Source organism: Mycobacterium sp. 4858 (assembly GCF_900240975.1).
GTDB lineage: Bacteria > Actinomycetota > Actinomycetes > Mycobacteriales > Mycobacteriaceae > Mycobacterium.
Genome location: NZ_LT968776.1, coordinates 777,950 through 801,675, shown reverse-complemented (window position 1 = coordinate 801,675; position 23,726 = coordinate 777,950). Strand labels below are relative to the sequence as shown.

Sequence of the window (23,726 nt, the reverse complement as noted above, 5' to 3'; positions counted from 1 at the left end):
GTCAGTGCAGCAGCTGGGCGGCGTGGTCGGCCAGGTCGAGCAGCGGCTGCGGGAAAATGCCCAGAAGCACTGTGACCAAGGCGCACACCGCGATCGCGGCCTTGCTCAGAATGCCGGGCTCCACCACGTGGGGGGTGTCGTCGGTCGCCTCGGTGAAGAACATCGACACGATCACCCGCACGTAGAAGTAGGCGGCGATCCCGCTGGCGACCACACCGATGATCACCAGGGGCGCCGCGCCGCCCTGCGCCGCGGCCTTGAAAACCGCGAGCTTGCTGACGAAACCGCTCGTCAGCGGGATGCCGGCGAAGGCCAGCAGGAACATCGAAAACATCACGCCCACAATGGGCGAGCGCTGCCCGAGCCCGGCCCAATGGGACAGCGTGGCGTCCTCGACGCCGTCGGCATCGCGGATCAGGCTCACGATGGCGAACGCGCCGACGGTGCTGAAGCTGTAGGCGAGCAGGTAGAACAGCGTGGACGACAGCCCCGCCTGGTTGTCGGCGATGACGCCGGTGAGGATGAACCCGACGTGGGCGACCGACGAGTACGCCAGCATGCGCTTGACGTCGGTCTGGTTCACCGCGGTGATGGTGCCCACCGCCATGGTCAGAATCGAGATCGTCCACAGCACCGGCCGCCATTGATCGTGCAGCGGTGGCAGCGCGACATAGACCACCCGCAGCAGCGCGCCGAAGGCGGCGACCTTGGTGGCCGCGGCCATGAACCCGGTGATCGGGGTGGGGGCGCCCTGGTAGACGTCCGGGATCCACGAATGGAACGGGACCGCACCCACTTTGAACAGCAGGCCGACCGACAGCAGGGCCACGCCGACCAGCGCCATCGACGTGTCTCCGTGCGCCGCCAGCGCGTCGCGGATGCCGGTCAGCAGCAGCGTGCCGGTCGCGCCGTACAGCAGCGCCACGCCGTACAGGAAGAACGCCGAGGAGAACGCGCCCAGCAGGAAGTACTTCATCGCCGCTTCCTGCGACAGCAGCCGCCGATGCCGGGCCAGGCCGCACATCAGGTACAGCGGCAGCGAAAGAACCTCGAGCGCAACGAACATCGTCAGCAGGTCGTTGGAGGCGGGGAAGACCATCATGCCGCCGACCGACAGCATGGCCAGGGGGAACAGCTCCGTCTGCGCGGCCCCGGCCCGCTCGGCGTCACGCTCGGCGTCGCTGCCGGGCACGGCGGACGCCTGCGGGGTGAAGGAGTCCAGGCCGGCCGATCCGGCGGCGCCGACCCCCGCGGCGACCTTGCTCTGGGCCTTGGTCTGCGTGCGTTCGGCCATGAAGATGACGGCCAGCACCGCGACCAGCAGCACGGTGCCCTGCAGGTACAGAGTCGGCCGGTCGATGGCCATCGCCCCCAGCACGGCCGCCCGGCCGGAGGCCGGCAGCGACTTGGCCACCTCCACGGTCGCCACGAATGCCGCGACGAGGCCGGCCAGGGCGAGCGTCACCTGGGCGACGTAGCGAATTCGCCTGGGCAGGAACGCTTCCGCGAGGACGCCGACGACCGCGACGCCGAAGACGATGAGGGTCGGGCAGAGCAGGAAGTACTCGATGCTGGGGGTGGGAAGGGTCATTGGCGCGGTCCTTCGGCTGTCCGGGGTACGCGGTTGACTGCCGGCACGCTCGGCGCGGGATCGTGCTGACCGATGGTGGTCATGGTGTTCTCGACGGCGGGGTTGATGATGTCCAGCACCGGCTTGGGGTAGACGCCGAGAACGAGCAACAGTGCGATCAACGGTGCGACCACCAGCAATTCGCGGGCTCGCAGGTCACCGATCTTCTCGTTGCCGGTGGCCACCGGTCCGGTCATCACGCGCTGGTAGAGCCACAGCATGTAGATGGCGGACAGCACCAGCGCGGTGACACCGAACGCGGCGGCCAGCCAGTAACGGTTGAAAGTGCCCAGCAGGACCAGGAATTCGCTGATGAACGGCGCCAGGCCGGGCAGCGACAGGGTGGCCATGGCCGAGACCAGGAACGTCCCCGCCAGGACGGGCGCCACCTTCTGCACGCCGCCGTAATCGGCGATCGCCCGGCTGCCGTGCCGGGATATCAGGAATCCCGCGATCAGGAACACCGCCGCCGTGGACAGGCCGTGGTTGAGCATGTAGAGCGTCGATCCGCTCTGCCCCTGGCTCGTCATCACGAAGATGCCCAGGATGATGAAGCCGAAGTGCGAGATGGAGGTGTAGGCGATCAGCCGCATGATGTCGGTCTGCCCGATCGCCACGACCGCCCCGTAAATGACGCCGATGACGGCCAGCACGACGATCAGGGGGCGGAAATACGTTGAGGCGCCGGGGAAGAGCTGCAGGCAGTAGCGCAGCATGCCGAAGGTGCCGACCTTGTCCATCACCGCCATCATCAGCACCGCGGTCGCCGGGGTGGCCTCCACCGCGGCGTCGGGCAGCCAGCGGTGGAACGGCCACAGCGGCGCCTTGATCGCGAACGCGAACATGAAGCCCAAGAACAGCGCCTTGAACACCGCGGAGTCGGCGCCGTAGCGACCGGAGGCGACGCCGGCGACGATCTCGCGGAAGTCGAACGTGCCCGAACCGTGCTGCGCGGTGACGACGTAGAGCCCGATCACCGCGGCCAGCATGATCAGCCCGCCGAACAGGTTGTACAGCAAGAACTTCACCGCGGCGCGTGACCTGCCCGTCCCGCCGCCGAAGCCGCCGATCAGAAAGTACATCGGGATGAGCATGGCCTCGAAGAACACGTAGAACAGCAGCACGTCCAGCGCCACCACCGAGACCAGCACCATCGACTCGATCGCCAGCGTCAGCGCGACGTAGGCGTGCACACTGCGTGACGATCGCAAGGTCGGCGAAGCCGGGCGAAGCGGGTCGTCACCATTTTCGTGGTTGCGTTCTTCGCCACCGTCGTTCCAGCCGGCCACCTGCAGCACCGGGATCAGCACGGCGGTCAGCAGCACCAGGACCACCGCGATGCCGTCCACGCCGAGGGAGTAGGTGGCGCCGAAGGCCGGTATCCAGGAATGGCTTTCGACGAACTGGTAAGTGCTGCCCCCGGCCTTGAAGCCAACGGTGACGACGACCGCGATCGCCAGTGTGGTGACACCGAAGACCAGGCCCGTCCACTTGGCGAGCCCGCGCAGCCCGGGCGGCAGCAGGATCACGAGCACCGAGCCCGCCAGCGGCACCAGCCACAGGATGCTCAGCCAGGGAATGCCATTCACCACAGTTTCACCGCCAGGATCAGCGCGACCACCAGGACCGCGCCCGTCAGCATCGACAATGCGTAGTTGCGGGCGAAGCCGGTTTGCAGCCCCCGCAAGCGATTCGAAGTGCGGCTCACCAGCGCGGCCAGCGCGTTGACCGAGCCGTCCACGCCCGCGTTGTCGACGTCGACGAGCGCTTGGGTCAGCTCGGCACCGGGGCGCATGAACACCTCCTCGTTGAAGGCGTCGCCGTAGAAGTCCCTGCGGGCGGCCGTCGTGACCGGTGACACCGAAAGCGGGGCCACACTCGGGATCTCCGCGGTGGCGTACAGCCGGTAGGCGACCGCGATCCCGATGGCGACGACGCCCAGCGCCAAGGCGGTGCTCACCCAGGCGGGGAACGCATGCGTCACCTCTTCGTGTTTCCCGACCACCGGCTCGAGCCAGCGCTGCAGGGTGCCGCCCCACGCCAGCAGCCCACCGGAGAACACCGAGCCGAAGGCGAGCAGGATCATCGGCCAGGTCATCAGGCTGGGCGCCTCGTGGGGATGCGTGCCAGGCGCCCAACGCTTCCGGCCGAAAAAGGTCATCAGCATCACGCGCGTCATGTAGAACGCGGTGACACCCGCGCCCAGCAGCGCGGCCCCGCCCAGCACGTAGCCGCGGACGCCGCCCGCGCCCAGCGCGGCCTCGATGATGGCGTCCTTGGAGAAGAAGCCCGCGAACGGCGGCACGCCGATGATGGCGAGATACCCCAGGCCGAAGGTGGCGAAGGTGATCGGGAGCGCGGCGCGCAGGCCGCCGTAGCGGCGCATGTCCTGTTCCTCGTGCATCGCGTGGATCACCGCGCCGGAGCCGAGGAACAGCCCGGCCTTGAAGAAGCCGTGGGTGAGCAGATGCATGATCGCGAACGCGTAGCCGGCCGGGCCCAGCCCGGCGGCCAGCACCATGTAACCGATCTGGCTCATCGTCGACGCCGCCAGCGCGCGCTTGATGTCGTCCTTGGCGCAGCCGATGAACGCGCCGAGCAGCAACGTGACGGCACCGACGACGACCACGGCGGTCTGCGCGTCGGGGGCCAGGTTGTACAGCGGGTTGGACCGCACGATGAGGTACACGCCGGCGGTCACCATGGTGGCGGCGTGGATCAGCGCGGACACCGGGGTGGGGCCCTCCATGGCGTCACCCAACCAGGCCTGCAGCGGGACCTGCGCGGACTTGGCGCACGCGCCCAGCAACAGCAGCAGCCCCATGGCCGTCAGCGCGCCCCGGCCGGCGGCGGGCGCTCCGGCGAACACGCCGGCATAGGAGAGCGTCCCGAAGGTGCTGAACATCAGGAACATTCCCAGGGCGAGTCCCGCGTCCCCGACGCGGTTCATCACGAACGCCTTCTTGGCCGCCGTGGCCGCCGTGGGCTTGTGGTACCAGAACCCGATCAGCAGGTAGGACGCCAGGCCGACGCCTTCCCAGCCGACGTAGAGCACCACGTAGTTGTCGGCGACCACCAGCAGCAGCATCGAGGCCAGAAACAGGTTGAGGTAGCCGAAAAACCTTCGGCGGTCCGGGTCTTCGGCCATGTAGGCGACCGAATAGATGTGGATCAGCGACCCGACCCCGGAGATCAGCAGCACGAAACACACCGACAGCTGGTCGATCTGCAGGCCGAGGTCGACCTGCAGTTGGCCGACGGGGATCCAGGTGAACACCGTCTGGTGGATGACCCGGTCGTCCGCGGTGCGGCCGAGCAGCTCGTTCAGCAGGCTCAGGCCCACGCCGAACGCCGCGAGGGCGGTGGCGCAACCCAGCCAGTGGCCCCACGCATCGGTGCGTCGCCCGCCGAACAGCAGTATCGCGGCACCCGCCAGCGGCAGGGCCACCAGCAGCCAGGTGTAGTGAGTCATGTTGGCCCCATATTGGCGATGTCAGCCTTTGAGTAGGTTCGCGTCGTCGACCGAGGCGGACTTGCGAGCACGGAAAATCGTCATGATGATCGCCAGGCCGACGACGACCTCGCACGCGGCCACCACCATCGTGAAGAACGCGATCATCTGCCCGTCCAGGTGCCCGTGCATCCGCGCGAACGTGACGAATGCCAGGTTGACCGCGTTCAACATCAGCTCGACGCACATGAACATCACGATGGCGTTGCGCCGCAGCAGCACACCGGACGCCCCGATGGTGAACAGCAGGGCCGAAAGGTAAAGGTAATTGGCCGGATTCATGACGCACCGCCTTGTGACAGACTCGGGCTCGCCTGGCGGGAGGGGGTCTGTTTGCCGTCGGCGCCGCGGCTGCGCAGGATCGCCGGCACCGAAAGGTCCGAATACGAGCCGTCCGGCAGCAGCGCGGCCACGTCGACGGCGTTGTGGCGCGCGTACACACCGGGGCTGGGCATCGGGGTCGGGTGTCCGCCCGGCTGGAACCGCTCCTGGGCGAGCTCCCGTTGCGTCTTGCGGCGTTCGAAGCGCTCGCGGTGCGCCAGCACCATCGCCCCGATGGCCGCGGTGATCAGCAGGGCGCTGGTGAGTTCGAACGCCCAGACGTAGCGGGAGAAGATCAGCGCCGCAAGGCCTTCGACGTTGCCGTTGGCGTTGGCGGTGGTCAGTCCCGCGAAGCCGCCGGTCGCGCCGGTGCCGATGGCGGCGATCAGCAGGACGCCGAATCCGACACCGGCGAGCACCGCGGCGATGCGCTGCCCGTGCAGCGTCTCCTTCAGGGATTCCGCGGAGTCCACGCCGATCAACATCAGCACGAACAAGAACAGCATCATCACCGCGCCGGTGTAGACCACGACTTGGACGACACCCAGAAACAGCGCGTCCTGGATCATGTAGAACACCGCGAGGATGATCATCGTCATCGCCAGGAACATGGCCGAGTAAACGGCGTTGACCGCCAGCACCACCCCGATCGCTCCGATCAGCGCCAGCGCGCCCAGCACCCAGAACGCCACCGCTTCGCCGGTGGAGGTGCGGATGATGGTGTCGGAAGCCAGGTTTGCCGCCAGCACCTGGCCCGTCGCCCCGGTCACCGGGATTCTCCGGCCTTCTGGGTCTCCCGCAGGCCGTCGGCAGTGACATTGCCCAGGTAGTAATCCTTATCGGTGGCGCCGGGGGTCCGGGGGTGCGGCGGCGCGGTCATCTCGGGCTGCAGGGGCGCGAGCAGCCGGTCCTTCTCGTAGATCAGGTCGGCGCGGTTGTCGTCGGCCAACTCGTAGTCGTTGGTCATGGTCAGCGCCCGGGTCGGACAGGCCTCGATGCACAGGCCGCAGCCGATGCAGCGCAGGTAGTTGATCTGATAGACCCGGCCATAGCGTTCACCCGGCGAGTACCGCAGGTCCTCGGTGTTGTCCGCGCCCTCGACGTAGATCGCGTCGGCCGGGCAGGCCCAGGCGCACAGCTCGCACCCGATGCACTTCTCCAGGCCGTCCGGGTAGCGGTTGAGCTGGTGGCGGCCGTGGTAGCGCGGCGCGACCGGGCCCGGCTTCTCCGGATACTCCTCGGTGACCCTCTTTTTGAACATCGCCGCGAACGTCACGCCGAATCCGGCGACGGCGTCCAGGAATTTAGCCACGTACGTTCTCCTTACTCGCAGCCGCCAGGGACTTCATCGGCAGCGGCGGTGTCGGGAATGCCGGTGCGGCGTTCTCCAGCCCCGGCAATTGTTTCGACTGGTGGCGGAGTTGTTTCTCCAGCGCGCGGATGCCGGGCGTGCTGAACGGTTTTCGCAGTAGCAACACCAGCGCTGTGGCGAACACGATGCTGCTGACCACCAGGATCGGGGTCCAGTGCGCGTAGCCCTGGTTCTGCAGCGTGCGGATCACCGCCGCGATCAACACCCAGACCAGCGAGGCGGGGATCAGCAGCTTCCAGCCCAGCGCCATGAACTGGTCGTAGCGCAGCCGGGGCAGGCTGGCCCGCAACCACATATAGATGAACAGGAAGGTCCACATCTTGGCGGTGAACCACAGCACCGGCCACCAACCGGTGTTGGCGCCCGCCCACATGTTGAGCGGCCAGGGGGCATGCCAGCCGCCGAAGAACAGGACCGTCGCCAGCGACGACACCGTCATCATGTTGACGTACTCGGCCAGCATGAACATCGCGAACTTCAGCGACGAGTACTCGGTGTGGAACCCCGCGACCAGCTCGCCCTCGGCTTCGGGCAGATCGAATGGCGCGCGGTTGGTTTCGCCCACCATCGAGATCAGGTAGATCACGAACGACGGCAGCAGCAGGAACACGTACCAGACCCGGTCCTGGGCGGCGACGATCTGCGACGTCGACATGGTGCCGGCGTAGAGGAACACCGCCGCGAACGACAACCCCATCGCCACCTCGTAGGAGATGACCTGCGCGGTGGAGCGGACGCCGCCCAGCAGCGGGTAGGTGGACCCGGACGCCCAGCCGCCCAGCACGATGCCGTAAACCCCGATCGCCGAGAGCCCCAGGATGAACAGGACCGCGACCGGGAGGTCGGTGAGCTGAAGCGGTGTGCGGTGGCCGAACACCGACACCACCGGGCCGAACGGGATGAAGGCGAAGGCGGTGAACGCCGGAATGGTGGAGATCACCGGGGCCGCGAAGTAGACGAACTTGTCGACGCCGCCCGGGGTGATGGTCTCCTTGAGCGCCAACTTGATCCCGTCGGCCAGGCTCTGCAGCGCGCCCCACGGTCCCGCCCGGTTGGGCCCCGGCCGCCGCTGCATCCAGCCGAGGATCTTGCGTTCGAGCAGGATCGCGACCAGCACGTTGAGCATCAGGAACACGAAGATGGCGAGCGCCTTGCCCAGCACCAGCCACCAGGTGTCGTGTCCGAAGGCGGTCAGACCGGTCATGAGGCGACTCCGATTTGCACTGTGCTGCCCAGCGTTACACCCAGCCGCCGGTGCACGGCCGAACCCGGCGAGTTCAGCGGAAGCCACACCACCCGGTCGGGCATGTCGGTGATCACCAGCGGCAGGCTGATCGATCCGCGTGGGGTGCTGACGGTGACCGCGTCGCCGTCGGCGGCACCGATCTCGGCCGCCGTGCCCGGTGACAGCCGCACCACGGGCTTGCGCGCGGTCCCGGCCAGGTGCGGCTCGCCGTCCTGCATCCGGCCGTTGTCCAGCAGCATCCGCCAGCCGGCCAGCACCGCCTCCCCAGCACCCGGCTGGGCCGGCTGCGGGGTCGCGACCGCGGGCCCGGCGGCCCAGCCGCCGTCCCAGGTGCCCAGCGAGGACAGTTCGGCGCGGGCCGCTTCGGCGGTCGAGAGCCCCAGGTAGACGCCCATCTCGTCGGCCAGCGCGTCGAGCACCTGATGGTCGGATTGGCCGGCCCGCTGGGTGCTGCCGTGCAACGCCGGCCCGAACGGGCGGTAGCGGCCCTCCCAGTTGACGAAGGCTCCGGCCTTCTGTGTCGTCGGCGCGACCGGGAACACCACGTCGGCGCGCTCGGTCACGGCGCTGTGCCGCAGCTCCAGGCTGACCACGAAGCCCGCGGCATCGAGCGCGGCCAGCACGGCTTCGGGGTCCGCGAAGTCGTCGGGTTCGACACCGCCGACCAGCAGGGCGCCCAGCGTGCCGTCGGTCGCGGCGGCCAGGATGCCGTCCACGTCCCGCCCGGCGCCCGAGGGCAGTTCGGACACGTGCCACGCCGCGGCGATCTGCGCGCGGGCGGTCTCGTCGTCGAGCGGGCGGCCGCCCGGAAGCAGCGCGGGCAGCGCGCCGGCCTCTAGCGCGCCGCGCTCGCCGGCCCGGCGCGGCACCCACGCCAGCCGCGCGCCGGTGGCGTCGGCCAGCCGGGCGGCGGCGGACAACCCGCCGGGCGCCGTGGCCAGCCGTTCGCCGACCATGATGACGGCGCCGGCGGTGGACAGCAGCTCTCCCACCTCACCGGTGGCCAGCCCGTCCAGCGCGGCCGCCTCGTCCCCCGGGGCGGTGGCGATGAGCCGTCCGGACATCTTCTCCAGCGCCCGGGTGGCGAACGGCGCGACCGCGTACACCGGTAGCCCGTGCTTGCGCGCGGCCTTGCGCAGCCGCAGGAACACGATGGGCGACTCGTCCTCCGGTTCGAAGCCCACGAGCAGCACCACCGGCGCCGATTCCAGATCCGCGTAGCTGACGTCACGGCGGCCGGCGATCCGCGAGGCCAGGAAATCGGCCTCCTCGGCCGAATTCGGGCGGGCGCGGAAGTCGATGTCGTTGCTGTCCAACACGATTCGCGCGAACTTGGAGTAGGCGTAGGCGTCTTCCAGGGTGGCGCGGCCGCCGACCAGCACACCCGTGCGCCCGCGGGCGGCCTCGAGGCCCCGGATCGCCGTCGCCATCGCGTGCGACCACGAGGCGGGCACCAGCGAACCGTCGGCGTCGCGGATCAGGGGAGTGCTGACGACGTCCGGCTGCGTCGCGTAGCTGAACGCCCACCGGCCCTTGTCACAGTTCCACTCCTCGTTGACCTCGGGGTCGTCGCCGGCCAGCCGGCGCAGCACCTTGCCGCGGCGGTGGTCGGTGCGCTGGGCGCACCCCGACGCGCAGTGCTCGCACACGCTGGGGCTGGACACCAGGTCGAAGGGCCGGGCCCGGAAGCGGTAGGCGGTTCCGGTCAGCGCGCCCACCGGGCAGATCTGCACGGTGTTGCCCGAAAAGTACGAGTCGAACGGCTCATTGGCGTAGATGCCGACCTGCTGCAGGGCGCCGCGCTCCTGCATGTCGATGAAGATGTCCCCGGCGATCTGCTCGGAGAACCGCGTGCAGCGGGCGCACAGGATGCAGCGCTCACGATCCAGCAGCACCTGGGCGGAGATGTTGATCGGCTTGGCGAAGGTGCGCTTGACATCGGTGAAGCGAGAATCGGCACGGCCGTTGGACATCGCCTGGTTCTGCAGCGGGCATTCGCCGCCCTTGTCGCACATCGGGCAGTCCAGCGGGTGGTTGATGAGCAACAGCTCCATCACGCCGTGCTGGGCCTTGTCGGCGGCCTCCGACGTGAGCTGGGTGCGCACGACCATGTCGTCGGTGGCGACGGTGGTGCACGACGCCATCGGCTTGCGCTGCCCTTCGACCTCGACCAGGCACTGCCGGCACGCGCCGACCGGCTCGAGCAGTGGGTGGTCGCAGAACCGGGGGATCTGGACGCCCATCAACTCGGCCGCGCGGATCACCAAAGTCCCCTTGGGAACGCTGATCTCGTTGCCGTCGATGGTCAGCGTCACCATGTCCGGCGGACGCACCTCGCCGTCCTTGGGGTCGCCGGTCTCGGTCTTGGCCGCACTAGTCACGAGCGTGTCATGCCTTTCCGTTGGGCGTCAGCATGGAGTCTCGGGGGTCGAACGGGCACCCACCGTCTTCGACGTGAGCCACGTATTCGTCGCGGAAGTACTTGATCGACGACATCACCGGGCTGGCGGCCCCATCTCCCAACGCGCAGAACGCCTTTCCCAGAATCGAATCCGAGATGTCCAACAGCTTGTCGATGTCCTCTTTGGTGCCCTTGCCGCTTTCCAGCCGCTCGTAGATCTGATCCAGCCAGAAGGTGCCCTCCCGGCAGGGCGTGCACTTGCCGCACGATTCGTGCTTGTAGAAGTACGTCCAGCGCTGCACCGCGCGCACCACGCAGGTGGTCTCGTCGAAGATCTCCAGCGCCTTGGTGCCCAGCATCGACCCGGCCCCGCCGACACCCTCGTAGTCCAGCGGAACGTCGAGGTGCTCGTCGGTGAGCAGGGGGGTGGACGACCCGCCGGGCGTCCAGAACTTGAGCCGGTGCCCGGCCCGCACCCCGCCGGCGTAGGCCAGCAGCTCGCGCAGCGTGATACCCAGCGGGGCCTCGTACTGGCCGGGCCTGGCGACGTGCCCGGACAGCGAATACAGCGTGAAGCCGGGGGATTTCTCGCTGCCCATCGACCGGAACCACTCGACGCCGTTGAGGATGATGGACGGCACGCTGGCGATCGTCTCGACGTTGTTGATCACCGTCGGGCAGCCGTAGAGCCCGGCCACCGCGGGGAACGGCGGCCGCAGCCGCGGCTGGCCGCGACGGCCTTCCAGCGAATCCAGCAGCGCCGTCTCCTCGCCGCAGATGTACGCGCCGGCGCCCGCGTGCACCACCAGCTCCAGGTCGAAGCCCGAGCCGTTGATGTCGCGGCCCAGGTATCCGGCGGCGTAGGCCTCGGCCACCGCGTTCTGCAGGCGGCGCAGCACCGGCAGCACTTCACCGCGCACGTAGATGAACGCGTGACTGGCCCGGATCGCATAGGCGGCGATGATGACGCCCTCGATCAGGACGTGCGGCGTCGCCAGCATCAGCGGAATGTCTTTGCACGTACCGGGTTCCGACTCGTCAGCGTTGACCACCAGGTAGTGCGGCTTGGCGGCCGCGCCGGTGTCGCCCTGCGGGATGAACGACCACTTCGTCCCGGTGGAGAAGCCCGCGCCGCCGCGCCCCCGCAGGCCGGAGTCCTTGACGGTGGCGATCACGTCGTCGGGCGCCATGCCCAGCGCCTTCTTCATCGCCTCGTAGCCGTCGTGGCGCCGGTAGGTCTCCAGCGTCCACGACTGCGGGTCGTCCCAGAATCGGCTGATGACCGGGGTCAGCGGCGTGGCCTGTGAGCTGGTCATGACCGGCTCGCCGGGGGAGTGGGGGCGGTCATGCCGTGCTCTTTGGCGACCTTCAGGCCCGCCAGGGTGGCCTCGCCCGCGCCGCCTTGGCCCTGGTCGGGGCGCTGGTCGGGCAGGCCGGCCAGGATGCGCGACGTCTCGCGGAAGGCGCACAGCGGGGCGCCACGGGTGGGCGGTTTGGGCTCCCCGGAACGCAGCGAGTCGACGAGCTCGCGCGCCGACTCCGGCGTCTGGTTGTCGAAGAACTCCCAGTTGACCATCACCACCGGCGCGTAATCGCACGCGGCGTTGCACTCGATGTGTTGCAGGGTGACCGAGCCGTCGGGTGTGGTCTCGTCGTTGCCGATACCGAGGTGTTCCTTGAGGGTGTCGAAGATGGCGTCGCCGCCCATGACGGCGCACAGCGTGTTGGTGCACACCCCGACCAGGTAGTCGCCGGTGGGTCCGCGGCGATACATCGTGTAGAAGCTCGCCACCGCGGACACCTCGGCGCCGGTCAAACCCAGCTGCTCGCCGCAGAATTCGAGCCCGGCGGGGGTGAGGTAGGAGTCCTCTGCCTGCACCAGGTGCAGCAACGGCAGCAGCGCCGAACGCTTTTTGGGGTAGCGGCCCATGATCTCCTTGGCGTCCACCTCGAGCCGCGCCCGCACCTCCGGCGAATACGTCTGCGGCGCACCCTCGGTGACGAACGCGTTGGGTTCCTCGGGCGGCGGACCGAGCCGGACGAAGACCGGCTGGCCCTGCGGGCCGGTCACCGGTCCACCCCGCCCATGACCGGGTCGATGCTGGCGACCGCGGTGATCAGGTCGGCCACCATGCCGCCCTCGCACATCGCGGCCACCGACTGCAGGTTGGTGAACGACGGGTCTCGGTAGTGCACCCGGTAGGGGCGGGTACCGCCGTCGCTCACCATGTGCACGCCAAGCTCACCGCGCGGCGACTCCACCGCGGTGTACACCTGGCCCGCGGGAACCCTGATGCCCTCGGTGACCAGCTTGAAGTGGTGGATCAATGCCTCCATCGAGCCGCCCATGATCTTGGCGATGTGCTCCGGTGAGTTGCCCATGCCGTCCGGGCCCACCTTCAAATCGGCCGGCCAGGCGATCTTGCGGTCGGAGATCATGATCGGGCCCGGCTTCAGCTTGTCCAGACACTGCTCGACGATCTTGATCGACTCCCACATCTCGTTGACGCGAATCATGTAGCGCCCGTAAGCATCACACGTGTCGGCGGTCATCACGTCGAATTCGTAGTTTTCATATCCGCAGTACGGTTCGCTCTTGCGCAGATCGTGGGGCAACCCGGTGGCGCGCAGGATGGGGCCGGTGATGCCCAGCGCCATGCAGCCGGTCAGATCGAGGTAACCGATGTCCTGGGTGCGGGCCTTCCAGATGGCGTTCTCGTTGAGCAGATCGCCCATTTCGCGCAACACCTCGCGCAGCGGCTTGAGGGCTTCGGCGATGTCGTTCTCCGCGCCCGGCGGCAGGTCTTGGGCGACGCCCCCCGGCCGGATGTAGGCGCTGTTCATCCGCAATCCGGAGATCCTCTCGAACAGGGTCAGGACGATCTCGCGGCCGCGGAACCCGACGAACATCGGCGTCATGGCGCCCAGTTCCATGCCGCCGGTGGCCAGCGCGACCAGATGCGACGAGATCCGGTTGAGCTCCATCATCATCACCCGGATGACGTTGACACGCTCCGGGATCTGGTCGGTGATGCCGAGCAGTTTCTCCACGCCCAGGCAGTACGCGGTCTCGTTGAAAAACGGTGACAGGTAATCCATTCGGGTGACGAAGGTGACGCCCTGGGTCCAGTACCGGTATTCCAGGTTCTTCTCGATCCCGGTGTGCAGGTAGCCGATTCCGCAGCGCACCTCGGTGACCGTTTCGCCCTCGATCTCGAGGATCAGCCGCAGCACCCCGTGAGTTGACGGGTGCTGGGGACCCATGTTGACGACGATCCGTTCGCCGGGGTCGGCGTTGCGGGCGGCGTCGACGATCTGGTCCCAGTCCTGGCCGCCGGCGACCAACACGGTCTCGGGCCCTTCCGAGGCGCCGCCGTTGTGCGTCGAATCGGTGATTGTGCTCATCAGTTGTACGCTCTCCGCTCGTCGGGCGGGGGTATCTGCGCTCCCTTGTACTCCACCGGGATGCCGCCCAGGGGATAGTCCTTGCGCTGCGGGTGGCCGTGCCAGTCGTCGGGCATCTCGATGCGGGTCAGCGACGGGTGTCCGTCGAAGATGATGCCGAAGAAGTCGTAGGTTTCGCGCTCGTGCCAGTCGCACGTCGGGTAGACGCCGAACAGCGACGGGATGTGCGGATCACCGTCCGGCGCAGCAACTTCCAGCCGGACACGGCGGTTGTGGGTGATCGACTGCAGCGGGTACACCGCGTGCAGTTCGCGCCCTGTCTCGTTGGGGTAGTGCACCCCGCTGACGCCCAGGCACATCTCGAACCGCAGCTCCGGTTCGTCGCGGAGGCGCTGGGCGACGGCCACCAGCTTCTCGCGGCGAACGTGCAGTGTCAGTTCGTCGCGGTAAACCACGACTTTTTCTACCGCGTCGGAGAATTCGACACCGCTGCCCTGCAGCGCCCCGGCCAACCGGTCCACCACGTCGTCGAAGTAGCCGCCGTAGGGCCGGGGGCTGCTGCCCGGGAGGGTGATCGGCCGCACCAGCCGGCCGTAGCCGCTGGTGTCGCCGGAATCGGAGATGCCGAACATGCCGCGGCGCACGCCGATCACCTCGCCGTCGGAGCGGGGCGGCCCTCCGCCCTCTGTTGCGGCGTCCTTCGGGTCGTGGTCCGGTGAGCTCATCGCAGCAGCCCGCGCATCTCGATCGTGGGCCGGGCCGACAGCGCCGCCTGCTCGGCTTCGGCGATGGCGGTCTCCCGGTTGACGCCCAGCGGCATCTCTTGAATCTTCTCGTGCAGCTTGAGGATTGCGTACAGCAGCATCTCCGGCCGGGGCGGGCAGCCGGGCAGGTAGATGTCCACCGGGACCACGTGGTCCACGCCCTGCACGATCGCGTAGTTGTTGAACATGCCGCCGGACGAGGCGCAGACGCCCATGGCGAGCACCCACTTGGGTTCGGCCATCTGGTCGTAGATCTGCCGCAGCACCGGCGCCATCTTCTGGCTCACCCGCCCGGCCACGATCATCAGGTCGGCCTGTCGCGGCGTCGCCGAGAACCGCTCCATGCCGAACCGGGCGATGTCGAATCTTGGCCCGGCGGTTGCCATCATCTCGATGGCGCAGCAGGCCAGCCCGAACGTCGCCGGCCACAAGGAGTTCTTGCGGACATAGCCGGCCACCTTCTCGACCGTCGACAGCAGAATCCCACCGGGCAGCTGTTCCTCGAGACCCACGTCTACCTCAATCCCACGTCAGGCCGCCGCGGCGCCACACGTAGGCGTACGCCACGAAGACCGTGAGCATGAACACCACCATCTCGACCAACGCGAACGTTCCCAGCGCGTCGTAACTGACCGCCCAGGGATACAAGAACACGATTTCGATGTCGAAGACGATAAAAAGCATTGCGGTCAGGTAATACTTCACCGGGAACCGCTGGCCGGGCGTCGCATGCGGGCCACTGACCGACGTTTCGGTGGGCTCGATGCCGCATTCGTAGGGGGCCATCTTCGACTTGTTGTAACGCGACGGGCCGGCCAGGCTCGCGATCACCACCGACCCCACGGCGAAGGCCGCCGCGATCGCTCCGAGCACCAGGATGGGTATGTAGACGTTCAACTCGCTCCAAGATCTCCTCGTACGGGTCGCCGGTGCGGCGGCCGGGCGGGGGGCCGGGCTGCTGTGACGTACCCGGGCTGCGGGCTATCACAGTGACCTTCACAACATAGCGTCGTGAAGGCGAGTGTGTTTTGTCGGGGTGGGGGTATTCGCCTCGTTTTTGTGTCGCCGCAACCGGGCGGCTCGGCGCCGCGGGCGGTCCGCGTCGCGTCTGCGCGGACTTCGCGGCCGCCGGTGGGCCGGCGGTCGCGGTATCTACGCAGGTGAAAGCGCTAGCGGGTGGGGGTGCGGAGCAGTCCGAGCACCGTGCGGCCCAGCACGATCGGATCGATGGGATGCGGCACGGCGGCCTCGGCCCGCGACCAGTTCGCCAGCCACGCGTCGTCCGGCCGGCCGGTGAGCACCAGGATCGGCGGGCACGTCGCGAGTTCGTCCTTGAGTTGCTTGGCGATTCCCATCCCCCCGGTGGGGGTGGCCTCGCCGTCCAGGATGGCCAAGTCGATGCCGCCCTCGTCCATCTGCCGCACTACCATCGGCGCGGTCGCCACCTCGACATACGTCAGCTCGGGCAGGTCCGGATGCAGATGCCTGCCCAATGCCCGTATCACTTGTTCGCGGGTTCTGGCGTTATCGCTGTAGACCAGGATCCGCAGGGCGACGCTGGATTCGGGGGTGGAGTCCGACACGGTGCAGATGCTACTGGTGTCGCACCGGGTTCACTGGGCAGCCCGCGTGAAGACGGCTTCGGCCGCCGCGGTGGCCGTCTTGCCGATCATGCCGAACCGGTTCCAGCCCAGGTCGAACTGGGTGCGGTCGACCTTGGCCTCCGCCGCGATCCGAATCGACCCGTCCTCGAGCTCGGTGATCGTCGCGGGCAGGGGCAGCGGCGCGGTGACGCCTTTGATGGTGAAGGCCGCCCGGAGGTCGGCGGCCTTGCCTTTGGTCGGCTGCACCCCGGTGACGACGACGCTGATCTCACCGAAACGCTCGACGTCGAAGAAGTCGGCCGAGCGCAGATGCCTGTCGCGGCGGCCGATCCCGGTGTCCAGGGAGGCGGCGCGGATGTCGAGGCGGCCGAAAACCGCGCCTTTGCCCGTCAGCTGGCCGTCGCCGCTGAACTCGGTGAACCGGCCCTTGACGCGCAGCAGGCCCCACATGTTGGCGATCTTGAAGGTGATGGTTGACCGGTCCGGGACGAGGTTCCACACGCCGGCCAGGTCGGGATCGTTCAGCAGTGTTTCCAGAGTCGTCATCGTCACCCCCATCTCTCGTGGCGAATCTAGCGTCTAATCCAGCAACGGCGCGATCTCAGCGGGGTCGAAGTACTCGTCGATCCGCTCCAGCCGGCCGTCGCCGCCCACCCTGATCACGATGCAGACCCGCATCGAGATCGATTGGCCGGCACGGCCCGTGGCGTGCAGGAGGTGCTGCTGGACGAAGCCGCCGTCGAAGAACCGCCGGTCGAGAACCTCGTAGTGGCGCTCGGTGGTCGCGGAGATGAACCAGTCGATGACCCGCAGCGCCCGGGCCTTGCCGTCATCGCGGCGGGCGCCGACGCGCCAGACCGCGATGTCGTCGCTCCACATCCGCTCCACCGCCGCGAAGTCACCCCTTTCGATCGCCGCGAACAGGCGATCGGCGGCGTCGGCGACGAGTTCGGTGCTCACAGCGGGCATGACCTCGCTCCTCTCCCGATGACCCGGCTATTCGCTGTCGTCGCTGTCATATCCGGGGTGGGCGGCCGCCACCCGGCGCCGCACCAGCGTGCGCAGGCAGGCGGTGACCTCCCGGGCCCGGTCGTCCAGCTCGCCCGCCCGTATCGCGGCGGCCAGCTCCTCCTCGTCGGCGAACCCCAGGTCGGCCAGCGCGGCGAGGGACTCGGACTCGCTCTCGTCGAGCAGTTCGCGCTCGACGATGCGCAGCGCGTTGGCGGCCACCCGGGCGTGGAAGTTGACCTGCCCACTGGTCGCCGCCCGCACGTCGGTCTCCAGGAACTCGGCCACCGCGGCCACCAGCTCGGCCGCGAGCGGGCGACCGTACGGGCCGATCACTCCGGCACCTCTTCGAGGAGGTCGAGCAGGTCCCACTCGGTCTCGCACACGCGGCGACCGATCGCGGCCAGCTCCACCGAGCGGAACTGGCCGGTCAGATGCCGCTCCGCCTGGTAGCGACAGATGACGCCCCAACGCAGCGTGGCCAGCACCAGCCACCAGTGAAACGCCACCCGGTCGACGCTAGTCCCGCCGGCCTGCTCATAGGAGCGGAGGAAGCTCTCGACGCTGCCGAGGCCGCCGGCGCCGAGGCTGGCGGGGGCGCCGAAGCGCCAGGCGCGGATGCAGAACCAGGCGAGGTCGTCGTACGGGTCGCCGCGGTGCACCAGCTCCCAGTCGAGGACCGCGGCCAGGCGGGCGCCGTCGACGATGAGGTTGCCCATCCGGTAGTCGCCGTGCACCAGAACGTCCGCCGACGGCTCCGGACGGCGGGCCTCGAGCCAGCGAAACGCCCATTCGAAGGTAGCGGTGGTGTCACCCATGGCGTCGAGCCGCTCGCGCCACTGCGTGAGCGGGTCCTCATGGGCCAGACCGGGGATGCGCGGGTCGGCGCGGTGGATGGCCGCCAGGGCGCGCGCGCACTCCCGCATCAGCCCCGCGCGCGCCGCCTGGCCGCCCGCGGCGTCGAGCTGACGCTGAATGCGCCGGACGATGGTCTCGCCGGCGATGTGGTCGCAGATCAGAAACGGATTGCCCAGTGCGGCAGGGGAATCGTCGGCGATCAGGACGTGGGGGACCGGGGCGCCGGCGGCGGCCGCCGCGGCCTGGGCGCGCGCCTCCAGCTCCATGCCGGCGTGCATGTCGTCGGGCGCGCCGATGCGCAGGATCAGCGCTCGGCGCCGGTCGCCGGTGACGGCGTCGAACGCCCACGTGGAGCGGCTCGCGCCGCCGGTCAGGGCGCGCAGGTTCTCCACCGCGACGTCGGCGCCCAGGACGGGCGTCAGTTCGGCGGCGAGTCGAGAGGCCAGGTCCTCGTTCGGCGTCACTTGCCAAACTTAAACAGCCGCTGCGCCACCCGGCGAATCTGGATCTCCTCGGCGCCCTCGGTGATCCGGTAGCGACGGTGGTGCCGATAGATGTGCTCGAACGGCTCGTGCCGGCTGTAGCCCAGGCCACCGAAGATCTGCATGGCCCGGTCCGCGGCGTCGCACACGAGCCGGTTGGCGCGGTAGTTGGCCATCGACACCTTGTCCGAGACCTCCATGTGGTGGTCCCGGTCCAGGTGCCAGGCGGCGTAGGCCACCAGCAGCCGCACCATCTGGGCCTCGGTCTGCAATTCGGCCAGCGGCCACTGCACGGCCTGGTTGACCGACAGCGGCTTGCCGAAGACCGTCCGCTGACCGGCGTATTCGGCGGCGCGGTCGATGCAGTACTGGGCCGCGCCCAGGCTGCTGGCGGCCTGCCGAATCCTGTTCTCGTGCAGGAACGTCTGCGCGACCTCCAGGCCGCGGTCCACCTCGCCGAGCACCGCGTCGCCGGGCACCCGGACGTCGGTGAGCCGGACTTCGCCGTGATCGGTCGGCATGTTGAAGGTCCACCAGTAGTAGGGGACGTCGAAGCCGGGCGCGTCCGTGGGCACCAGGAACGCCGTGATGCCCCGCGCCTGCCCCGGCTCACCGGACGTGCGGGCGAACACCAGGTCGTGGGTGGCGCGGTGGACGCCGGTGTTGAACCGCTTGGCGCCGTTGATCACCCAGCCGTCTCCGTCGGCCTGCGCGCGCGTCGTTAGCCACGTGGCGTCCGAGCCGTGCTCCGGCTCGGTCAGGCCGAACGCCATGGAGCGCTCCCCGGTGATCAGCGCTTCGGACCACAGCCGTCGCTGCTCGGAGGTGCCGAAGCGCTCCATCATGATCACCTGCGGGAAATTCCCGACGATCGAAGACTCGTTCTGCAGGTCGTTGTGCAGGCCAAGGCCTTTGTGCGCCAAGTGTTCCCGGATGACGGCCATGTCGACGTTGGTGCCGTCCCGCCCGCCCAGGGCGGCCGGCAGCCCGTAGCGCAGCCAGCCCGCCTCATCGGCGCGCCTGCGCATCTCGGCGAGCAGGTCCTCCCACTCGCGTGTGGGGATGCCGTCGTTGTCCCAGTCGGTGCGGGCGTGTTCGCGGCGCTTGTCGAAGTACTGGATGTGTTCGCGTTCCAGGGGTTTGATCTCGGCCTCGATGAACGCGTCCATCTCGGCGAGCAGACCCGGAAGGTGTTCGGGGAGCGTGAAATCCACAGTTGTCTCCTAGAGGCTCAAGCGCCGTAGAGGGTTTTCTTCCAGATCGTCGACAGGGTGGCGATGGCGTCCTGGTCGCTGATCTTGATGCCCAGGTTGGAGGGCCCGACGAACACGGTGGTGAAGTTCTCGAAAAGCAGGGCGATGGCGGCCGCGGTGTGTTGCGGGTCGAGCTCGGTCCCATAGCCCTGCTCCTGGGCGCGGCGCACCGAGGCGGCGACGATGTCCATGCCGAAGCGGCGGAACTCGTTCTGCACGGCCGCGAAGCGGCGCTGGGTGGCGGCCAGCTGCGCCACGGCGATCATGATGCCGATGTTCTGCTTGAACATGTTCCAGTACCCGGTGACCACCGAGGTGAAGAAGGCGTCGTCGTCGGGCGATCCCGGTAGCTCGACGCTCAACCCGGACGGTGTCACGACGTCGTGCAGGAACGACTCCGCCAGGGCGGCGAGCAGATCCTCCTTGTCGGCGAAATACCGGTAGAACACCGCGGGCGACTTGCCCGCCGCCGAGGTGATGTCGGCCAGTGTCGTGCCGTGGAAGCCGCGCTCGGCGAACAGTTTGCGGGCGGCCTGCTCGATGGCCTGCCTGGTCTGGCGGCCCTTGGCGGTCGGCGCGTCCTGAGCGGGCATCAGGTGCGCATCCGGTCGCCGGCGCGCAGCAGCGCGCTCGGCAGGTCATGACCGACAACGGATCTCGCGACGCCGGCGGCGGCGATGGCGGCCTGCAGGTCGACGTCGACGTCGATGCCGCTGTCGTGCAGCAGGTACACCAGGTCCTCGGTGGCGATGTTGCCGGTGGCCCCCGGCGCGAACGGGCAGCCGCCCAGCCCCCCGACCGAGGCGTCCAGCCGGGTCACCCCGGAGCTGACCGCGGCGTAGGCGCTGGCCAGCCCGGAGCCGCGGGTGTTGTGGAAGTGACCGCCCAGCGGCAGGTCGCCGGTCACCGGACGCAGTTGTGCGATGAGCGAACTCACGCGCCCCGGGGTGGTGGTGCCGATCGTGTCGGCGATCGAGAGGCGGTCGACGCCGCGGTCGCGGGCGGCCGCGGCGATGTCGAGCACCCGCTGCGGCGGGGTGGGGCCTTCGAACGGCGAGTCCCACGCGGTGGCGACGATGACTTCTACCGTGACGCCGGCATCGTGCGCGATGGCGACGATCTCGTCGATCTGCTGGGTGGCCTCGGCGCTGGTCCGCCCGACGTTGGCCTGGCTGAAGGTGTCGTCGGCGGCGACCACGTATTCGATCGAGCGCAGCCCCGCCGCGACGGCCCGCTTGGCTCCGTTCGGGCTGGCGACCAGGGCGGAGAACTCGATGTCGGGGTAGTCGCGCAGGTGGGCGGCGACCTCGGCGGCGTCGGCCATCGACGGCACCTTCGACGGCGAGACGAACGCGGTGGCCTCCACCTCGCGCACCCCGGTCGCGGCGATCGCGGCCAGCAGTTCGAGCTTGGCCGACAACGGAATCGGCGCTTCGATCTGCAGGCCGTCGCGCAGCGCCACCTCGCGGATATCGACGTGGGCGTTCACAGCACCCCCTCGGCCCGCAGCGCCTCGAGCTCCTCGGCGGTCTTGCCCAGCAGCCCGATGTAGACGTCGTCGTTGTGCTGACCGGGGCGGGCGGGCCCGGCGCTGCGGACCCGGCCCGGGGACTCCGAAAGCACCGGCACGACGCCCGGGCCCAGCACGGTGCGCCGCACCCGCTCGTCGTAGTGCTCGACCAGCATGCCGCGGGCCCGCAACTGCGGGTCGTTGACCACCTCCGCGACAGTGTTGATCGGCCCGGCGATCACCCCTGCGGCGCTGAGGGTTTCGATGATGTCCCCGGGCTGGCGCTCCGCGGCCCACGCCCCGATGATCTCGTCGAGTGCGTCCTGGTTGCGCCCGCGCGCGACGTGGGTGGCGAACCGGTCGTCGACGGCCAGCTCCGGGCGCCCCATCGCCTTGCACAGCCGGGCGAAAACGGTGTCCTGGTTGGCGGCGATCACCACCCACGAGCCGTCGGCGCTGCGGTAGATGTTCGACGGGGCGATGCCGTCGAGCCGGGTGCCCGACGGTCCGCGCACCACGTCGCCCACGTCGTAGTCGGGGATGGTGGATTCCTGAACCGCCAAACAGGATTCGGTCAGCGCGACGTCCACCACCTGGCCGCGCCCCGTGACGCCGCGGCGGTACAGCGCGGCCAGCGCGCCCTGGGCGCCGAACATTCCGGCCAGGGTGTCGCCGAGCGACAGCGCCAACCGGGGAGGCGGGCCGCCGGGGAAGCCGTTGAGGTATCGCAGTCCGCTGGCTGCCTCGGCCACCGAGGCGTAGCCGGCCTTGTGGGCGTCGGGCCCGGTCTGCCCATAGCCGGACACCCGAACCAGGATGATGCCCGGGTTGCGGTGGCTGAGCACGTCGTAACCGAGGTCCCATTTCTCCAGCGTGCCGGGCCGGAAGTTCTCCACGACGATGTCGGACTTCGCGACGAGGTCACAGAACAGCTCGCGGCCGCGCGGGCGGCGCAGGTCGAGCGTGATGGCCCTCTTGTTGCGGGCGTGCACCGTCCAGAAGACGTGCTCCCCCTCGACTTCGGCCTGGCCCCAGGTGCGCAGCGGGTCCGGGGCGCCGGGGGGTTCCACCTTGATGACGTCGGCGCCCAGGTCGCCCAGCAGCCGGCCGGCGAACGGCCCGGCGATCAACGTGCCGAGTTCGAGCACCCGGATACCGTCCAGCGGCCCGGTGGGCGTCACTGCGCCGCCGCGAAGTCGTGGCGGACCAGCCAATCGGTGACGACGTCGACCGCCGCGCGCAGCTTGTCGCGCTGGTCGGCTCCCGCGTAATAGTGGGTGGCGCCGGGGATTTCGTGCATCTCCTTGTCATGATGGCCGATCGCGTCGAAGAGCCGCCGGGTGTGGCTGGGCGTGCAGGCGTCGTCGGCCAGGTTACCGATCACCAGTGCCGGGATCGCGATGTCGGCACCGCAGGCCACGCCATCGCCGCGGGCGTCGTCGTAGCTCCATTGCGAGAGCCAGCCGCGCAACGTGGAGAAGCGCGCCAGCCCGACCGGGCTCATGTTCACCACCTGAGGATCCCCGAGGTAGCAGGTCCCCGGGGTGCGTTCGTTGGGATCCACGGTCGGGTCCAGCCACCGCGGGTCGGCCATGGTGCCGTGCACCACGAAACAGAATTCGTCGTCCGGACGTCCGGCCGCCTTCAGCTCGGCGAGCTTGCCCTTGACCCACGCGGTGATGCGCCGGTTGCGCATCACCTGGGCGCTGCGATACCGGCCCAGGAATTCCTGGGTGTAGGGCGGCTGGTTCGGGTTGTCCGGGTTGTACAGGTCCAGCTCGGGATCACGCTTGGTGGGGTCGGATTCGTCGAGGATCGACGCATCCAGCCATTCGGTCAGCGTGCCGTGCCTGCTGATGTGCGCCGCCAGCAGCATGATGCCGTCGGCCGGGGTGAGGTCCAGGGCGGTCAGGTCGGGACCGTCGCCCGAAGGGCTCGACGTGATGGTCGGGTGCTGGGCCTGCTGCTGGTAGAACACCGACAGCGAGCCGCCGCCACTCCACCCCGCCAGCACCACCTTCTGGTAGCCCAGCCGCTTCTTGGCGTCCTTGATGCACTCGCCGAGGTCCTCGACCACCTTCTCCATCAGCAGCGCGGAGTCGGTGCCGCGGAACCGGCTGTTGCAGTAGATGACATGGTGGCCGGCCCGGGCCAGCGCGTTGATCATCGGCAGGTACGCGCCGCCGCCGATCGGGTGCATGAACACCAGCACGGTGTCCGACGGCCTGTCCGTCGGCCTGAGCAGGTAGCTCTCCAGCACGGTGATCTCGGCCAGGCCACCGTACACGTCGCGGACGCCGGAATTGTTCTGGAAGGCAACGAGATAAGGGATGCGCTCGTATTCGTGGCGGGTCGTCATGG

At 68.8% G+C, this 23,726-nt stretch carries 23 protein-coding genes and 1 pseudogene; all 24 read right to left on the bottom strand.

The genetic code is table 11. The features are described from left to right. Position 1: 1 nt before the first annotated feature. Complete coding sequence (gene nuoN / locus C1737_RS12240) at positions 2–1,591, bottom strand: NADH-quinone oxidoreductase subunit NuoN (RefSeq protein ID WP_102418498.1); 1,590 nt, start codon at positions 1,589–1,591, stop codon at positions 2–4. Then, entirely contained in the window at positions 1,588–3,219 is a 1,632-nt protein-coding gene (locus tag C1737_RS12235; RefSeq protein WP_199182829.1) for an NADH-quinone oxidoreductase subunit M, read from the bottom strand. The genes nuoN and C1737_RS12235 overlap by 4 nt, the downstream gene beginning before the upstream one ends. Then, on the bottom strand, positions 3,216–5,102 hold the full coding sequence (nuoL, locus tag C1737_RS12230) for an NADH-quinone oxidoreductase subunit L (protein WP_102418493.1): 1,887 nt from the start codon (positions 5,100–5,102) through the stop codon (positions 3,216–3,218). Before nuoL ends, C1737_RS12235 begins: the two co-directional genes overlap by 4 nt. Before the next feature lie 21 nt (positions 5,103–5,123). Further along, positions 5,124–5,423, bottom strand: a complete 300-nt coding sequence (gene nuoK, locus C1737_RS12225; RefSeq protein ID WP_007168303.1) for an NADH-quinone oxidoreductase subunit NuoK — start codon at positions 5,421–5,423, stop codon at positions 5,124–5,126. Next, the gene (locus C1737_RS12220) at positions 5,420–6,208 is read right to left on the bottom strand and encodes an NADH-quinone oxidoreductase subunit J (RefSeq protein ID WP_102419915.1); all 789 of its coding nucleotides are present in this window, start codon (positions 6,206–6,208) and stop codon (positions 5,420–5,422) included. Before C1737_RS12220 ends, nuoK begins: the two co-directional genes overlap by 4 nt. Positions 6,209–6,228: 20 nt before the next feature. Further along, positions 6,229–6,792, bottom strand: a pseudogene (gene nuoI, locus C1737_RS12215) (NADH-quinone oxidoreductase subunit NuoI); the annotation flags it as partial. Then, positions 6,767–8,029 (bottom strand): NADH-quinone oxidoreductase subunit NuoH, encoded by a 1,263-nt coding sequence (gene nuoH, locus C1737_RS12210; protein ID WP_067920082.1) that lies wholly within the window; start codon positions 8,027–8,029, stop codon positions 6,767–6,769. The gene nuoH and the pseudogene nuoI, both read right to left, overlap by 26 nt. Before the next feature lie 5 nt (positions 8,030–8,034). Further along, positions 8,035–10,461, bottom strand: a complete 2,427-nt coding sequence (locus C1737_RS12205) for an NADH-quinone oxidoreductase subunit G (protein WP_102418487.1) — start codon at positions 10,459–10,461, stop codon at positions 8,035–8,037. 7 nt (positions 10,462–10,468) lie between these two features. Further along, on the bottom strand, positions 10,469–11,797 hold the full coding sequence (gene nuoF, locus C1737_RS12200; protein ID WP_102418485.1) for an NADH-quinone oxidoreductase subunit NuoF: 1,329 nt from the start codon (positions 11,795–11,797) through the stop codon (positions 10,469–10,471). Then, positions 11,794–12,552, bottom strand: a complete 759-nt coding sequence (gene nuoE / locus C1737_RS12195) for an NADH-quinone oxidoreductase subunit NuoE (protein WP_102418482.1) — start codon at positions 12,550–12,552, stop codon at positions 11,794–11,796. Before nuoE ends, nuoF begins: the two co-directional genes overlap by 4 nt. Next, positions 12,549–13,886 carry an NADH dehydrogenase (quinone) subunit D gene (gene nuoD / locus C1737_RS12190; protein ID WP_102418480.1) on the bottom strand — a complete coding sequence of 446 codons (1,338 nt, stop codon included), beginning with the start codon at positions 13,884–13,886 and terminating at the stop codon, positions 12,549–12,551. Before nuoD ends, nuoE begins: the two co-directional genes overlap by 4 nt. Then, on the bottom strand, positions 13,886–14,611 hold the full coding sequence (locus C1737_RS12185) for an NADH-quinone oxidoreductase subunit C (protein ID WP_102418477.1): 726 nt from the start codon (positions 14,609–14,611) through the stop codon (positions 13,886–13,888). The genes nuoD and C1737_RS12185 overlap by 1 nt, the downstream gene beginning before the upstream one ends. Beyond that, the gene (locus C1737_RS12180) at positions 14,608–15,162 is read right to left on the bottom strand and encodes an NADH-quinone oxidoreductase subunit B family protein (protein ID WP_066989771.1); all 555 of its coding nucleotides are present in this window, start codon (positions 15,160–15,162) and stop codon (positions 14,608–14,610) included. The genes C1737_RS12185 and C1737_RS12180 overlap by 4 nt, the downstream gene beginning before the upstream one ends. A 7-nt stretch (positions 15,163–15,169) precedes the next feature. Beyond that, positions 15,170–15,547 (bottom strand): NADH-quinone oxidoreductase subunit A, encoded by a 378-nt coding sequence (locus C1737_RS12175; protein WP_007168313.1) that lies wholly within the window; start codon positions 15,545–15,547, stop codon positions 15,170–15,172. A gap of 272 nt (positions 15,548–15,819) precedes the next feature. After that, on the bottom strand, positions 15,820–16,233 hold the full coding sequence (locus C1737_RS12170; protein ID WP_068062302.1) for a response regulator transcription factor: 414 nt from the start codon (positions 16,231–16,233) through the stop codon (positions 15,820–15,822). Between the two features lie 30 nt (positions 16,234–16,263). Then, positions 16,264–16,800, bottom strand: a complete 537-nt coding sequence (locus tag C1737_RS12165) for a YceI family protein (RefSeq protein WP_199182828.1) — start codon at positions 16,798–16,800, stop codon at positions 16,264–16,266. Between the two features lie 33 nt (positions 16,801–16,833). Next, the gene (locus C1737_RS12160; RefSeq protein WP_102418471.1) at positions 16,834–17,223 is read right to left on the bottom strand and encodes a nuclear transport factor 2 family protein; all 390 of its coding nucleotides are present in this window, start codon (positions 17,221–17,223) and stop codon (positions 16,834–16,836) included. Positions 17,224–17,250: 27 nt separating this feature from the next. Continuing rightward, positions 17,251–17,598: a DUF6285 domain-containing protein gene (locus C1737_RS12155; RefSeq protein WP_068096916.1), complete on the bottom strand. Its 348-nt coding sequence runs from the start codon at positions 17,596–17,598 to the stop codon at positions 17,251–17,253. Further along, positions 17,595–18,584, bottom strand: coding sequence for a phosphotransferase family protein (locus C1737_RS12150; protein ID WP_102418468.1), 990 nt, complete (start codon positions 18,582–18,584; stop codon positions 17,595–17,597). The genes C1737_RS12155 and C1737_RS12150 overlap by 4 nt, the downstream gene beginning before the upstream one ends. Next, positions 18,581–19,816, bottom strand: coding sequence for an acyl-CoA dehydrogenase family protein (locus tag C1737_RS12145; protein ID WP_102418465.1), 1,236 nt, complete (start codon positions 19,814–19,816; stop codon positions 18,581–18,583). Before C1737_RS12145 ends, C1737_RS12150 begins: the two co-directional genes overlap by 4 nt. A 17-nt stretch (positions 19,817–19,833) precedes the next feature. Next, complete coding sequence (locus tag C1737_RS12140) at positions 19,834–20,448, bottom strand: TetR/AcrR family transcriptional regulator (RefSeq protein ID WP_102418462.1); 615 nt, start codon at positions 20,446–20,448, stop codon at positions 19,834–19,836. After that, positions 20,448–21,344 (bottom strand): hydroxymethylglutaryl-CoA lyase, encoded by an 897-nt coding sequence (locus tag C1737_RS12135; protein WP_102418459.1) that lies wholly within the window; start codon positions 21,342–21,344, stop codon positions 20,448–20,450. The genes C1737_RS12140 and C1737_RS12135 overlap by 1 nt, the downstream gene beginning before the upstream one ends. Further along, the gene (locus C1737_RS12130; RefSeq protein ID WP_102418456.1) at positions 21,341–22,546 is read right to left on the bottom strand and encodes a CaiB/BaiF CoA-transferase family protein; all 1,206 of its coding nucleotides are present in this window, start codon (positions 22,544–22,546) and stop codon (positions 21,341–21,343) included. The genes C1737_RS12135 and C1737_RS12130 overlap by 4 nt, the downstream gene beginning before the upstream one ends. After that, positions 22,543–23,724 carry a S9 family peptidase gene (locus C1737_RS12125; protein ID WP_102418453.1) on the bottom strand — a complete coding sequence of 394 codons (1,182 nt, stop codon included), beginning with the start codon at positions 23,722–23,724 and terminating at the stop codon, positions 22,543–22,545. Before C1737_RS12125 ends, C1737_RS12130 begins: the two co-directional genes overlap by 4 nt. Positions 23,725–23,726 lie beyond the last annotated feature (2 nt).